Here is a 14,679-nt window from a genome sequence, read left to right as displayed (position 1 = left end):
CCCGGCCGCGGTCACGGCCGCGACACCACCGCGCGGGGCACTGCCCGGGCCGGTACCGGACGGGGAGGGACGCACAGCGGGAACCGGACAGACGGAAGAGTTCCCGACAGTCCCGGCCGTGACTGCGGCTGGGATTTCTTCCGTCTGTCCGGCTCTCGCTGTCCCTTGCTCCCCGTCCGGTACCGGCCCGGGGAGTGGCCCGTGCGGTGGTGTCCCGGCCGTGACTGTTGGGATTTCTTCCGTCTGTCCGGTTCCCGCTGTGCGTCCCTCCCCGTCCGGTACCGGCCCGGGCAGTGCCCCGCGCGGTGGTGTCCCGGCCGTGACCGCGGCCGGGATTTCTTCCGTCCGTCCGGCTCTCGCTGTCCGTGGCTCCCTGTCCGGCAGTGCCTCGGGCAGTGCCCCGCGCGGTGGTACCCCGGCCGTCACCACAGCCCGGGCCACCTCCACCTCCACCTGTCCCGCCTCCCCGGAACTCCCCTCGGCCGCCGCCACCAGCAGGTCCGCCACCTCCAGTACGTGGTGGCCCGCCATGGACGGCAGGCAGCGACCGCGGGCCGGGCCGATGGCGGAGGCCCAGGCCGGGGGGATCGCCGCGAGGCCCCGGGTCGCGCCGGACAGGGCGCCCGCCACCGCCGCCGTGGTGTCCGCGTCGCGGCCCATGTTGACGGCAGTCAGGACCGCCTCCCGGAAGTCGCCGTCGGCCGCCGCGTACGCGCCGAAGGCGAGGGCGACCGCCTCGGGGGCCAGGTCGGTCCAGGGGTAGCCGCCGATGACGACCGCGGAGCGGACCGCGCGTTCGCCGCGGTGGGCCACCGCCACCGCCCGCCGCAGGGAGCGGGCCGTCCAGGAGTCGTCCGGTACGACCGCGAGGGCGGCGGCGATCACCACCGGGACCGTGGCGCCGGTCATCGCCGCCGCAACGCCGGCCGCGACCGCCTGGCCGCCGTAGATGCCCTCGCCCTCGTGGCTGACCGAGCCGTCGACGGCCACCAGCCGGGCCGCTTCGGCGGGGCGTCCGGCGGCGAAGACCCCGAAGGGCGCCGCCCGCATGGCGAGGCCGTCGCTCCAGGCATGGCGGTGCTGGGCCGAGATGGGGGCCGCCAGCCCGCGGCGGAGGTTCTCCAGGGTGCCGCGCTCGCTGAAGCCCGCGCCGCGGAAGAGGCCCTCGGCCCGGTCGGCGATCCACTCGTGCCAGGCCGCCTCCGCATCCGCCGGGGTGAGCGCAGAGCCGTGCCGGGCCAGCAGCAGGCCGGAGAAGATCGCGTACTCGGTGTCGTCCGTCCCGCACGGCTGCTCGGCGACGTACCCCGTGATGCGGCCCCAGCGGGCGCGGATCTCGGACGGCTTGAGGTTCTCCGCAGGGGCCCCGAGCGCGTCCCCGACGGCCAGGCCGAGCAGCGCACCGCGGGCCCGCTCACGGAGTCCGGCGGCGTCCTCGGGCGCCGGAACCGGGGGAGTGCAGGCGATCGATGCCATGGACGGCCTCCTTCGGCGGGGTCGCGGGGGACCCTTTGTCGATGTGTCCCACGGGAGGCCGTCGGGCGAGCGCGGGGCGGGCTTCTGTCACCCGCTCGGCAAGTGAGCTGCCCATCGCACGTTTGAGCAAAAGGCAGGAAAAGTGCAGGTTAGTGCAGCCTTTCCTTGCTGGCGCGGACGGAATGAAGGGCGTAAGTTCGGTGTTGTCGAAAAATAGAACGCGTCCAAACTTAGCTTTGGCTTAGCTTCCTTGGGGGACCCGCATGGCCATCATCGAAACCGAGGCCGCGCTGCACGAGGCGCACCGCGACAACCACACCCACCGGGACGTGAACGGCGGCTGGCTGCGGCCTGCGGTCTTCGGCGCCATGGACGGCCTCGTCTCCAACCTCGCCCTGATGACGGGCGTGGCCGGCGGGTCCGTCAGCCAGCAGACCATCATCCTCACCGGGTTCGCGGGGCTCGCCGCCGGTGCCTTCTCCATGGCGGCCGGCGAGTACACCTCCGTCGCCTCCCAGCGGGAACTGGTCGAGGCCGAACTCGACGTCGAGCGCCGTGAGCTGCGCAGGCACCCCCAGGACGAGGAGAACGAGCTGGCCGCGCTGTACGCGGCGCGCGGGGTCGAGCCGGAGCTGGCCCGGCAGGTCGCCCGGCAGCTGTCGAAGGACCCCGAGCAGGCCCTGGAGATCCACGCCCGGGAGGAGCTGGGCATCGACCCCGCCGATCTGCCCTCGCCGCTGGTGGCCGCCGTGTCGTCCTTCGGGTCGTTCGCCCTCGGCGCCCTGCTGCCCCTCCTGCCGTACCTGCTCGGCGCGACCGCGCTGTGGCCCGCCGTCCTGCTCGCCCTGGCCGGGCTCTTCGGCTGCGGTGCCGTCGTGGCCAAGGTGACCGCGCGGACCTGGTGGTTCAGCGGCCTGCGGCAGCTGGCGCTCGGTGGTGCGGCGGCCGGTGTGACGTACGCCCTGGGCAGCTTGTTCGGAACGGCCGTAGGATAGCGCGACCGGGACCTATGCGTTGGGCCGCATGAGTATCCGTTACTCGCTGGTTTCGACTGTATGAGCAGCGGGCATGAGCCGTAAGCACTGTGGGCAATGACGCCTGCGGTGCACCAGCGGGATGGGTGAAGCCGCTCCTCCCGCTCCCCAGGGCAGGCGGACGCCGATCTGATCGATCGGGTCCCGCTCGGTCCCCCCGAACTTCTCACCGCCTGTGTGCGGTGCTCGCCGCGACCCCGCGGCACCTGCTGCAACGCCGTGCAGCGTCCGCATGCTGGAACGCGGTATCCGGTTCCCGGGAGTCGCCCCATCATGTAACCTGCACGAAATTTCGCCACACTTCGCAGAGGGCCAACGTCGTCCCTCGGCACCTGCCACATGCCACATGACGACGACGGGAGAGCCGATGCGTACGCCGCGCCAGCCGTCCCAGCATTCCGTGAACGGCCAGAACTGGTCGTTCATGGATGCTCGCCCTGCTGCGCAGGGTATGTACGACCCCCGCAACGAACACGACGCGTGCGGCGTCGGTTTCGTCGCCACCCTCACCGGCGAGGCGTCCCACACCCTGGTCGAGCAGGCCCTCACCGTCCTGCGCAACCTGGAGCACCGCGGTGCCACCGGGTCCGAGCCCGACTCCGGCGACGGCGCGGGTCTCCTCTCCCAGGTTCCGGATGCCTTCCTTCGTGACGTGGCCGGTTTCGACCTTCCGGCGGCCGGTTCCTACGCGGTAGGAATCGCCTTCCTGCCGGAGGAGGGCACCGAGGACGCCGTCTCACGTATCGAGACGATCGCCGCCGAGGAGAGCCTGACCGTCCTCGGCTGGCGCGAGGTCCCGGTCGCCCCGGACCTGCTGGGTGCCACCGCCCGCTCCACCATGCCGGTCTTCCGGCAGATCTTCGTCACCGACGGTGTCAGCGAGGGCATCGCGCTGGACCGCAAGGCGTTCGTGCTGCGCAAGCGCGCCGAGCGCGAGGCCGGGGTCTACTTCCCGTCCCTGTCCGCCCGGACGATCGTCTACAAGGGCATGCTGACCACCGGCCAGCTGGAGCCCTTCTTCCCGGACCTGTCCGACCGCCGCTTCGCCTCCGCGGTCGCGCTCGTGCACTCCCGGTTCTCCACGAACACCTTCCCGTCGTGGCCGCTCGCGCACCCGTACCGCTTCGTCGCGCACAACGGTGAGATCAACACCGTCAAGGGCAACCGCAACTGGATGGTCGCCCGCGAGTCGCAGCTGGTCTCCGACCTCTTCGGCGACCGCGAGCTGGACCGCGTCTTCCCGGTCTGCACGCCGGACGCCTCGGACTCCGCCTCCTTCGACGAGGTCCTCGAACTCCTGCACCTGGGCGGCCGTTCGCTGCCGCACTCCGTGCTGATGATGATCCCGGAGGCGTGGGAGAACCACGACTCCATGGACCCGGCCCGGCGCGCCTTCTACCAGTACCACTCCACGATGATGGAGCCCTGGGACGGCCCCGCCTGCGTCTGTTTCACCGACGGCACCCAGGTCGGCGCCGTGCTCGACCGCAACGGGCTGCGCCCCGGCCGCTACTGGGTCACCGACGACGGCCTCGTCGTCCTCGGCTCCGAGGTCGGCGTCCTCGACATCGACCCCGCCAAGGTCGTCCGCAAGGGCCGCCTCCAGCCCGGCAAGATGTTCCTCGTCGACACCGCCGAGCACCGCATCATCGAGGACGACGAGATCAAGGCGCAGCTCGCCGCCGAGAAGCCCTACGCCGAGTGGCTGGAGGCCGGCGAGATCGAGCTGAGCGACCTGCCCGAGCGCGAGCACATCGTGCACACCCACGCCTCGGTCACCCGCCGCCAGCAGACCTTCGGCTACACCGAGGAGGAGCTGCGCGTCATCCTCGCCCCGATGGCCCGCACCGGCGCCGAGCCGATCGGCTCCATGGGCACGGACTCGCCGATCGCGGCCCTGTCCGAGCGCCCGCGCCTGCTCTTCGACTACTTCACCCAGCTGTTCGCGCAGGTCACCAACCCGCCGCTGGACGCGATCCGGGAGGAGCTGGTCACGTCCCTGCGCAGCTCGCTGGGCCCGCAGGGCAACCTGCTCGACCCGACCGCCGCCTCCTGCCGGTCCGTCGTCCTGCCCTTCCCGGTCATCGACAACGACGAGCTGGCCAAGCTCATCCACATCAACGCCGACGGCGACATGCCCGGCTTCAAGGCCGCGACCCTCTCCGGCCTGTACCGGGTCTCCGGCGGCGGTGACGCGCTCGCCGCGCGCATCGAGGAGATCTGCGCCGAGGCCGACGCGGCGATCGAGAACGGCGCCCGCCTGATCGTCCTGTCGGACCGGCACTCCGACGCCGAGCACGCGCCGATCCCGTCGCTGCTGCTCACCGCGGCCGTCCACCACCACCTCATCCGCACCAAGCAGCGCACCCACGTGGGCCTGCTGGTCGAGGCCGGTGACGTCCGCGAGGTCCACCACGTCGCCCTGCTCATCGGCTACGGCGCCGCCGCCGTCAACCCGTACCTGGCCATGGAGTCCGTCGAGGACCTGCTGCGCGCCGGCACCTTCATCAACGGCATCGAGCCCGAGCAGGCCATCAAGAACCTGATCTACGCCCTCGGCAAGGGCGTGCTGAAGGTCATGTCCAAGATGGGCATCTCCACCGTCGCCTCCTACCGCGGCGCCCAGGTCTTCGAGGCCGTCGGCCTGGACGAGGCCTTCGTGGAGAAGTACTTCAACGGCACCGCCACCAAGATCGGCGGCGTCGGCATCGACGTCATCGCCCAGGAGGTCGCCGCCCGCCACGCCAAGGCCTACCCGGCCTCCGGCATCGCTCCGGCGCACCGCGCGCTGGAGATCGGCGGCGAGTACCAGTGGCGCCGCGAGGGCGAGCCGCACCTGTTCGACCCGGAGACGGTCTTCCGCCTCCAGCACTCCACGCGCACCGGCCGCTACGACATCTTCAAGAAGTACACGGACCGGGTGAACGAGCAGTCCGAGCGCCTGATGACGCTGCGCGGCCTGTTCGGCTTCAAGTCCGACCGGCAGCCGATCCCGATCGACGAGGTCGAGCCGGCGAGCGAGATCGTCAAGCGGTTCTCGACGGGCGCGATGTCGTACGGCTCCATCTCCAAGGAGGCGCACGAGACCCTCGCCATCGCCATGAACCAGCTGGGCGGCAAGTCCAACACCGGTGAGGGCGGCGAGGACCCGGAGCGCCTGTACGACCCGGCCCGCCGGTCCGCCATCAAGCAGGTCGCCTCCGGCCGCTTCGGCGTCACCTCCGAGTACCTGGTCAACGCCGACGACATCCAGATCAAGATGGCCCAGGGCGCCAAGCCCGGCGAGGGCGGCCAGCTGCCCGGCCACAAGGTCTACCCGTGGGTCGCCAAGACGCGTCACTCGACGCCGGGCGTCGGCCTGATCTCCCCGCCGCCGCACCACGACATCTACTCCATCGAGGACCTGGCCCAGCTGATCCACGACCTCAAGAACGCGAACCCGCAGGCGCGGATCCACGTCAAGCTGGTCTCCGAGGTCGGCGTGGGCACGGTCGCGGCCGGTGTCTCCAAGGCGCACGCCGACGTCGTCCTGATCTCCGGCCACGACGGCGGCACGGGTGCCTCCCCGCTGACCTCCCTGAAGCACGCGGGCGGCCCCTGGGAGCTGGGTCTGGCGGAGACCCAGCAGACCCTGCTGCTCAACGGCCTGCGCGACCGGATCGTCGTCCAGACCGACGGCCAGCTGAAGACCGGCCGTGACGTGGTCATCGCCGCGCTGCTGGGCGCCGAGGAGTTCGGTTTCGCGACCGCTCCGCTGGTCGTCTCCGGCTGCGTGATGATGCGCGTCTGCCACCTGGACACCTGCCCGGTCGGCATCGCCACCCAGAACCCGACCCTGCGCGACCGCTTCGCCGGCAAGGCCGAGCACGTGGTGAACTTCTTCCGGTTCATCGCCGAGGAGGTCCGCGAGCTGCTGGCCGAGCTGGGCTTCCGCTCCATCGAGGAGGCCGTCGGCCACGCCGAGGTGCTGGACGTCGAGCGCGCGGTGGACCACTGGAAGGCACAGGGCCTGGACCTGGAGCCGCTGTTCCACGTGCCGGACCTGCCCGAGGGCGCCGTCCGCCACCAGATCGTCGGCCAGGACCACGGCCTGGAGAAGGCCCTGGACAACGAGCTGATCAAGCTCGCCGCCGACGCCCTGGCCGCGGACGACGCGACCGAGGCCCAGCCGGTGCGCGCCCAGGTCGCCATCCGCAACATCAACCGCACGGTCGGCACCATGCTCGGCCACGAGGTGACGAAGAAGTTCGGCGGCGCGGGCCTGCCCGACGACACCATCGACATCACCTTCACCGGCTCCGCCGGCCAGTCGTTCGGCGCGTTCCTGCCGCGCGGTGTCACGCTGCGCCTGGAGGGCGACGCCAACGACTACGTCGGCAAGGGCCTGTCCGGCGGCCGGATCGTCGTCCGCCCGGACCGGGCCGCCGACCACCTCGCCGAGTACTCGACCATCGCGGGCAACACCATCGCCTACGGCGCCACCGGCGGCGAGCTCTTCCTGCGCGGCCGTACCGGTGAGCGGTTCTGCGTCCGCAACTCCGGCGCGCTGGTCGTCTCCGAGGGCGTGGGCGACCACGGCTGCGAGTACATGACCGGCGGTCACGCGGTCGTCCTCGGCCCGACCGGCCGCAACTTCGCGGCGGGCATGTCCGGCGGCATCGCCTACGTCATCGACCTCGACCCCGACAACGTCAACGCCGGCAACGCCGGGTCCGTCGAGGCGCTGGACGACACGGACAAGCAGTGGCTGCACGACGTGGTGCGCCGCCACGCCGAGGAGACCGGCTCCACGGTCGCCGAGAAGCTGCTCGCCGACTGGGACACGGCCGTGGCGCGGTTCAGCAAGATCATCCCCAGCACGTACAAGGCAGTGCTCGCCGCCAAGGACGCCGCCGAGCGAGCCGGTCTCTCCGAGACCGAGATCACCGAGAAGATGATGGAGGCGGCGATCAATGGCTGACCCGAAGGGCTTCCTGAACCACGGCCGTGAGGTCGCCAAGACCCGCCCCGTCGCCGAGCGGGTCAAGGACTGGAACGAGGTCTACGTCCCCGGCTCCCTGCTGCCGATCATCAGCAAGCAGGCCAGCCGCTGCATGGACTGCGGCATCCCGTTCTGCCACAACGGCTGTCCGCTGGGGAACCTGATCCCCGAGTGGAACGACTACGCCTACCGCGAGGACTGGGCGGCCGCCCAGGAGCGCCTGCACGCGACCAACAACTTCCCGGAGTTCACCGGTCGCCTCTGCCCGGCCCCCTGCGAGTCGGCGTGCGTGCTGGGCATCAACCAGCCGCCGGTCACCATCAAGAACGTCGAGGTCTCGATCATCGACAAGGCGTGGGAGACCGGGGACGTCGCCCCGCAGATCCCCGAGCGCCTGTCCGGCAAGACGGTCGCGGTCATCGGCTCGGGCCCGGCGGGTCTCGCCGCCGCCCAGCAGCTGACCCGGGCCGGCCACACGGTCGCCGTCTACGAGCGCGCGGACCGCATCGGCGGCCTGCTGCGGTACGGCATCCCCGAGTTCAAGATGGAGAAGCGGCACATCAACCGCCGTATCGAGCAGATGCGCGCGGAGGGCACCCGCTTCCGCACCGGTGTGGAGATCGGCCGGGACATCAACGCGCGCGACCTGAAGAAGCGGTACGACGCGATCGTGATCGCCGCCGGTGCGACCACCGCCCGCGACCTGCCGGTGCCGGGCCGCGAGCTCAAGGGCATCCACCAGGCGATGGAGTACCTGCCCCTCGCCAACAAGGTGCAGGAGGGCGACTACGTCACGGCTCCCATCTCGGCCGAGGGCAAGCACGTCGTCGTCATCGGCGGCGGTGACACCGGCGCGGACTGCGTCGGCACCGCCCACCGGCAGGGCGCGGCCTCCGTCACCCAGCTGGAGATCATGCCCCGCCCGAACGACGAGCGGCACCCGACCCACCAGCCCTGGCCGACCTTCCCGATGCTCTACAAGGTGACGAGCGCCCACGAGGAGGGCGGCGAGCGGGTCTACTCCGTGTCGACCACCCACTTCGAGGGCGACGAGGACGGCAACGTCCAGTGGCTGCACCTGGTCGAGGTCGAGTTCGTGGACGGCAAGCTGACCCAGAAGCCGGGCACCGAGCGCAAGATCCCCGCCCAGCTGGTCACCCTCGCCATGGGCTTCACCGGCACCGACCGGGAGAACGGCCTGGTGGAGCAGTTTGGTCTAGACCTCGATGAACGCGGTAACATCGCCCGCGACGCCGACTTCCAGACCAACGTGCCGGGTGTGTTCGTCGCCGGTGACGCCGGCCGCGGCCAGTCCCTGATCGTGTGGGCGATCGCGGAGGGCCGCTCGGCCGCCCGCGGAGTCGACCGCTTCCTGACCGGAGCCAGCGACCTGCCGGCCCCGATCCGCCCGACGGACCGCGCCCTGGCGGTCTGACGCGCGCACAACGGACCCGAGGTCCCGCACAGACGTCCCGTACAAAGGCGTACGGAACATGAACGGCGCCTGCCCGCCTGTCCCCGACCGGACGACTGGGCAGGCGTCGTCGCATGTCCGGGTACGCTCGGGCGTCGGACCAGCCGAGGGGGGAGACCATGGCCGCGATCAGCCTGCGCAAGGTGGAGGAGACCGCGCCCGCGCTCGTCGGCGCCTACCGGTCGGCGGGGGTGTCCCTGCGCAAGCACGGCCTGGACGGGCTGCGGGCCGCCGTCTATCTCGTGGTCGACTACTCGGGCTCGATGCAGCCGTACTACCAGGACGGCAGCGTGCAGGCGCTCGCCGACCGGGTGCTGGGCCTGTCGGCGCACCTGGACGACGACGGGCGGGTGCCCGTGGTGTTCTTCTCCACGGACGTCGACGCGGTCACCGACATCGCCCTCGCCGGGCACGAGGGCCGGATCGAGCGGATCGTGTCGGGGCTCGGGCACATGGGCAGGACCAGCTACCACCTGGCGATGGACGCCGTCATCGACCACTACCTGGACAGCGGTGCCACCGCCCCCGCCCTGGTCGTCTTCCAGACCGACGGCGGCCCGATCAACAAGCTCGCCGCCGAACGCTACCTGTGCAAGGCGGCGAAGCTCCCGCTGTTCTGGCAGTTCGTCGGCTTCGGCGCCCCCGGCAGCCGGCAGTTCGACTTCCTGCGCAAGCTGGACGACCTCGCGGTGCCCGGCAAGCGGGCCCTGGACAACGCCGGCTTCTTCCACGCCGGCGAGGACCCGCGGCGGGTCTCCGACGCCGAGCTGTACGACCGGCTGGTCGGCGAGTTCCCGAGGTGGCTGACGGCGGCACGCGCGGCGGGTGTGGTCCGGCCGGTGTGAGTGACGCGCGCCCTAGCCGCGCTGGAGTCCCTCCGTGAGCACCAGGTCCCGGCACTCGTGAGGCGTCCCCCACGCCGAGCGCAGCGCCCGCGCCTTGGTGAGCCACAGGGACAGGTCGTACTCCGCGGTGTAGCCGATCGCCCCGTGCAGGTGCAGTGCCGTCCGGGCCGTCCGGTACGCCGCCTCGCACGCCGTGAGCTTGGCGGCGGCCACCTCCGCCGGGCGCAGCGACACCGCCGCGCCGAAGAGCAGCGGGCGGGCGAACTCCAGGGCGGTCTTGGCGTCGGCCAGGCGGTGCTTGACGGCCTGGAAGGAGCCGATGGGGACGCCGAACTGGGTGCGTTGCTGCACATGGGTGACGGTCCGGTCGAGCAGGGCGAGGCCGACGCCGAGCGCCTGGGCGGCGGTGGCCAGACGGATCCAGGTGAGCGCCCGGTCGTACGGCGCGCCGGTGCCGAGGAGTTCACCGGCGGGGGCGAGCCGGGTCAGCCGGCGGGCGGGGTCCAGGGAGCGGCGCACCGGGCCGGGTGCCGCCGTGGACAGGTACAGACCGTCGGGGGCCGGCAGCAGGCGCAGCGAGGCCACGTCGCCGTCGAGGGCGTAGCCGGTGGGTGCCGCCACCGTCGCCGTCTCCTTGCCGGCCGCGAGTCCGGGCAGGAAGCGCCCCGCCGGCGCTCGGTCGCCGAGGAGCACGGCCGCCCCGACCGTCTCCGCGAGCGGACCGGGTACCGCGTGCCGGCCCAACTCCACGAAGGCGACCGCCAGTTCCACCGGGCGCGGTCCCAGCCCGCCGTACTCCTCCGGCACCGCCAGGCCGAACACCCCGGCCTCGGCGATCCGCGACCACAGCGCCCGCCCGCGCGCGTGGTCGCCGCGGCTCCAGGACCGGATCACCGCCGGGGTGTCCGCGGCCGTGAGCATCGCGTGCAGCGCGTCGGCGAAGGCGCGCTGCTCGGCGTCGAGGAGGAAGCGCATCAGCGGCGTCCCTTCGGCAGGCCGAGCAGCCGCTCGGCGACGATGTCCCGCTGGATCTCGTTCGTGCCCGCGTAGATGGGCCCGGCCAGGGCGAAGACGTACCCCTCGGACCAGGCGCCGTCCGCGAGTTCGCCCTCCGCGCCGAGCAGGTCGAGCGCCGTCTCGTGCAGCGCCAGGTCCAGCTCGGACCAGAACACCTTGTTCATGCTGGACTCCGGGCCGAGCCGGGCGCCGGCCAGGACGCGGGAGGCGGCGGCGTAGGCGAACACCTGGTAGGCGCGGGCCGCGATCAGGGCGTCGGCCACCCGGTCCCGGGCGTGCCCGGGCGACCCCTGGGCCCGCCACAGGTCCCGCAGCCGGGCGGCGGAGGCGAGGAAGCGGCCCGGGGAGCGCAGGGTGAGCCCGCGTTCGTCGGCCGTCGCGGACATGGCGATCGCCCAGCCCTGGCCCGGCTCGCCGATCACGTCCTCGTCCGGGACGAACACCTCGTCCAGGAACAGCTCCGCGAAGGCCGGCCTGCCGTCCAGCCGGCCGACGGGGCGGACGGTCACACCGGGGGCCCGCAGGTCGAACATCAGGTACGTGAGCCCTTCGTGCGGCCTCCCGGTCCCCGGGTCGCTGCGGAACAGGCCGAAGGCCCGGTCGGCGAACGCGGCGCGCGAGGACCACGTCTTCAGCCCGCTGATCAGCCAGCCGCCGTCGGTCCGCACCGCCCGGGAGGCGAGCGCGGCGAGATCCGAACCCGCCTCCGGCTCGGACCAGGCCTGCGCCCAGACCACCTCGCCGGTGGCCATCGGCGGCAGCACGCGCGCGCGTTGCTCCTCCGTGCCGTACGCGAACAGCGTCGGCGCGAGCAGGGCGATGCCGTTCTGGCCGACCCGGCCCGGCGCGCCCGCCGCCCAGTACTCCTCCTCGAACACCAGCCAGCGCAGCAGCCCGGCGTCCCGCCCGCCGTACCGCTCCGGCCACGACACCACCGACCAGCGGTCCGCGGCCAGCTCGGCCTCCCACGTGCGGTGCGCCGCGAAGCCCTCCTCCGTCTCCAGGGACGGCAGCGGCGCGCGCGGGACGTGCGCGTCCAGCCAGGCCCGGGCCGCCGCGCGGAACTCCTCGTCGGCCGGGGAGTGCGTCAGATCCACGTCGCCGCCTTCCCTTCGCATCCGCCCGTCTTCCCTAACAAGTGTTTGGTAGGTTAGCGTGGCCCTATGACAGGCGTCGAGAGCCCGGCCTACGTCCCCGGGCACGGACTGCTGCGCGGGCGCACCGCCGTCATCACCGCGGCGGCCGGCACCGGCATCGGCGGAGCCACCGCCCGCCGCTTCCTGGAGGAGGGCGCCCGGGTGCTGATCAGCGACGCCCACCCGCGCCGCCTGAAGGAGCACGCGACCGCACTGGACCGGGAGTTCCCGGGCGCGGTCACCGCGGTGCCCTGCGACGTCACCGACGAGGCCCAGGTGCGGGCCCTGTTCGACGCGGCCGTGGCCGCGCACGGACGGCTGGACGTCGTCGTCAACAACGCCGGGCTCGGCGGCACCTCGCCCCTCGTCGACATGACCGACGAGCAGTGGGACCGGGTCCTGGACGTCACCCTGAACGGCACCTTCCGCTGCACCCGGGCCGCCCTGCGCGCCCTGCGCCGGACCGGCGGCGGGGTGATCGTCAACAACGCCTCCGTCGTCGGCTGGCGCGCCCAGGCCGGGCAGGCCCACTACGCCGCCGCCAAGGCCGGGGTGATGGCGCTGACCCGCTGCGCGGCGATCGAGGCCGCCGCGTACGGCGTGCGCGTCAACGCGGTCGCCCCCAGCCTCGCCCTGCATCCGCACCTGGAGAAGGTCACCTCCGCCGAGCTGCTCGCCGAACTCACCGAACGGGAGGCCTTCGGGCGGTGCGCGCAGCCCTGGGAGGTGGCCAACGTGATCGTCTTCCTCGCCTCCGGCTACTCCTCCTACATGACCGGCGAGGTCGTCGCGGTCAGCAGCCAGCACCCCTGAGAACCGGGAGCAGACCACAATGGGTGCGTGCCGACCAAGAAGAAGCCCCAGGTGACCGCGGCAGCGGCCCGGCGCGGTGAACTCCTCAACACCGCCGCCGAGGTCTTCGCCGAGCACGGCTACAACGCCACCACCGTCCGCCGGATCGCCGACCACGCCGGGATGCTCGCGGGCAGCCTCTACTACCACTTCGACTCCAAGGAGTCGATGCTCGAGGAGATCCTGCGGACCTTCCTCGACGAGCTGTGGGACGGCTACGACACCGTCCTCGCCTCCGGACTGGGCCCCCGCGAGACGCTCGAGGCGCTGGTCACCGAGTCCTTCCGGGAGATCGACCGGCACCGCGCGGCCGTCGCGATCTACCAGAAGGAGAGCAAGCAGCTCGTCGCCCAGGACCGGTTCGCCTTCCTCGCCGACTCCCAGCGCCGGTTCGAGAAGGCCTGGCTCAGCACGCTGGAACGCGGCGTCGCCGAGCGGGTCTTCCGCGCGGACCTGGACGTCCGGCTCACCTACCGGTTCGTCCGCGACACCGTGTGGGTCGCCGCCTCCTGGTACCGGCCCGGCGGCAAGCACAGCCCCGAGGAGATCGCCCGCCAGTACCTGTCGATGGTGCTGGACGGGATCGCCGTACGCGCATAGCGCCTTTCCGTCGCAGGGAGTTGTCATGGCCGAGGCCTACATCGTCGAAGCGCTCCGCACACCGGTGGGACGGCGCGGGGGAGGACTCGCCGCGGTCCACCCGGCCGACCTCGGCGCCCGCGTGCTGACCGCGCTGGTGGAGCGCTCCGGGATCGACCCGGCCGCCGTGGAGGACGTGGTCTTCGGCTGTCTCGACACGGTCGGGCCGCAGGCCGGCGACATCGCCCGCACCTGCTGGCTGGCCGCGGGCCTCCCCGAGGAGGTGCCCGGTGTCACCGTCGACCGGCAGTGCGGCTCCTCCCAGCAGGCCGTGCACTTCGCCGCGCAGGCCGTGCTCTCCGGCACCCAGGACCTGGTGGTCGCGGGCGGGGTGCAGAACATGTCCCAGGTCCCCATCGCCTTCGCCTCCCGGCAGGCCGCCGTCCCCCTCGGCCTGACCGAGGGCCCCTTCCTCGGCAGCACCGGCTGGCGCGCCCGGTACGGCGACCGGCCCGTCAACCAGTTCGCCGGCGCCGAGATGATCGCCGCCCAGTGGGGCATCTCCCGCACCGAGCAGGAGGAGTACGCCCTGCGCTCGCACCGGCGCGCGATCTGGGCGATCGACACCGGCCGCTTCGCCCGCGAGACCGTCCCCTGCGGCGAGGCCACCGTGGACGAGGGCCCGCGCCGGGACACCTCCCTGGAGAAGATGGCCGCACTCCGGCCCGTCCTCGACGGCGGCACCGTCACCGCGGCCTGCTCCTCCCAGGTCTCCGACGGGGCCGCGGCCCTGCTGCTCGCCTCCGAGCGGGCGGTGCGCGACCACGGCCTGCGCCCGCGCGCCCGCGTCCACCACCTCTCCGCGCGCGGCGAGGACCCCATCCGCATGCTCACCGCCCCCATCCCGGCCACCGCGCACGCCCTGAAGAAGACCGGCCTGACCCTCGACGCCATCGACCTCGTGGAGATCAACGAGGCCTTCGCGCCGGTCGTCCTCGCCTGGCTGAAGGAGACCGGAGCCGACCCCGACAAGGTCAACGTCAACGGCGGCGCGATCGCCCTCGGCCACCCGCTGGGCGCCACCGGCGCCCGGCTGATGACGACCCTGCTGCACGAACTGGAACGCACCGGCGGCCGGTACGGCCTCCAGACGATGTGCGAGGGCGGCGGCCAGGCCAACGTGACGATCATCGAACGGCTCTGACCGGAGCGGACGGACCAGAGGGAGGGGACGGCGGCGAGGGGCCGGGCGAGGGCGGCGGCCGGGCCGACGTGCCCCTCATCC

General features: G+C 72.4%; 9 protein-coding genes and 1 pseudogene. 7 read left to right on the top strand and 3 right to left on the bottom strand.

Annotated features, from left to right (window positions below; genetic code table 11):
* Positions 1-282 precede the first annotated feature (282 nt).
* Positions 283-1,476: pseudogene (locus tag CCN44_RS09795) on the bottom strand (ADP-ribosylglycohydrolase family protein); the annotation flags it as partial.
* A gap of 263 nt (positions 1,477-1,739) precedes the next feature.
* Here CCN44_RS09795 and CCN44_RS09790 point away from each other — a divergent pair.
* The 4 genes from CCN44_RS09790 (at position 1,740) to CCN44_RS09775 (ending at position 9,810) form a co-directional block, all read left to right on the top strand.
* Entirely contained in the window at positions 1,740-2,471 is a 732-nt protein-coding gene (locus tag CCN44_RS09790) for a VIT1/CCC1 transporter family protein (RefSeq protein ID WP_059248783.1), read from the top strand.
* A gap of 490 nt (positions 2,472-2,961) precedes the next feature.
* Positions 2,962-7,470 carry a glutamate synthase large subunit gene (gltB, locus tag CCN44_RS09785; RefSeq protein ID WP_059248782.1) on the top strand — a complete coding sequence of 1,503 codons (4,509 nt, stop codon included), beginning with the start codon at positions 2,962-2,964 and terminating at the stop codon, positions 7,468-7,470.
* On the top strand, positions 7,463-8,926 hold the full coding sequence (locus CCN44_RS09780) for a glutamate synthase subunit beta (protein ID WP_059248781.1): 1,464 nt from the start codon (positions 7,463-7,465) through the stop codon (positions 8,924-8,926). The genes gltB and CCN44_RS09780 overlap by 8 nt, the downstream gene beginning before the upstream one ends.
* Before the next feature lie 158 nt (positions 8,927-9,084).
* Positions 9,085-9,810, top strand: a complete 726-nt coding sequence (locus CCN44_RS09775; protein WP_086697387.1) for a vWA domain-containing protein — start codon at positions 9,085-9,087, stop codon at positions 9,808-9,810.
* A 12-nt stretch (positions 9,811-9,822) separates the two neighbouring features.
* On the opposite strand, the gene CCN44_RS09770 is transcribed toward CCN44_RS09775, so the two are convergent.
* On the bottom strand, positions 9,823-10,785 hold the full coding sequence (locus tag CCN44_RS09770) for an acyl-CoA dehydrogenase family protein (RefSeq protein ID WP_059248779.1): 963 nt from the start codon (positions 10,783-10,785) through the stop codon (positions 9,823-9,825).
* A complete protein-coding gene (locus tag CCN44_RS09765) occupies positions 10,785-11,924 on the bottom strand; it encodes an acyl-CoA dehydrogenase family protein (protein WP_086697386.1) in 1,140 nt (379 codons plus the stop codon). The genes CCN44_RS09770 and CCN44_RS09765 overlap by 1 nt, the downstream gene beginning before the upstream one ends.
* A gap of 66 nt (positions 11,925-11,990) precedes the next feature.
* Between CCN44_RS09765 and CCN44_RS09760 the strand changes: the two genes are divergently transcribed.
* Genes CCN44_RS09760 through CCN44_RS09750 form a run of 3 tightly spaced genes read left to right on the top strand, consistent with a single transcriptional unit; the run spans position 11,991 to position 14,598 of the window.
* Entirely contained in the window at positions 11,991-12,776 is a 786-nt protein-coding gene (locus CCN44_RS09760; protein WP_086697385.1) for an SDR family oxidoreductase, read from the top strand.
* Positions 12,777-12,803: 27 nt separating this feature from the next.
* Positions 12,804-13,415, top strand: coding sequence for a TetR/AcrR family transcriptional regulator (locus CCN44_RS09755; RefSeq protein ID WP_059248776.1), 612 nt, complete (start codon positions 12,804-12,806; stop codon positions 13,413-13,415).
* A gap of 25 nt (positions 13,416-13,440) precedes the next feature.
* A complete protein-coding gene (locus CCN44_RS09750) occupies positions 13,441-14,598 on the top strand; it encodes an acetyl-CoA C-acetyltransferase (RefSeq protein ID WP_086697384.1) in 1,158 nt (385 codons plus the stop codon).
* Positions 14,599-14,679 lie beyond the last annotated feature (81 nt).

It is taken from the genome of Streptomyces tricolor, assembly GCF_002155905.1.
In the GTDB taxonomy this organism is placed as follows: Bacteria; Actinomycetota; Actinomycetes; order Streptomycetales; family Streptomycetaceae; genus Streptomyces; species Streptomyces tricolor.
This window is presented reverse-complemented; position numbering and strand designations above follow the sequence as displayed.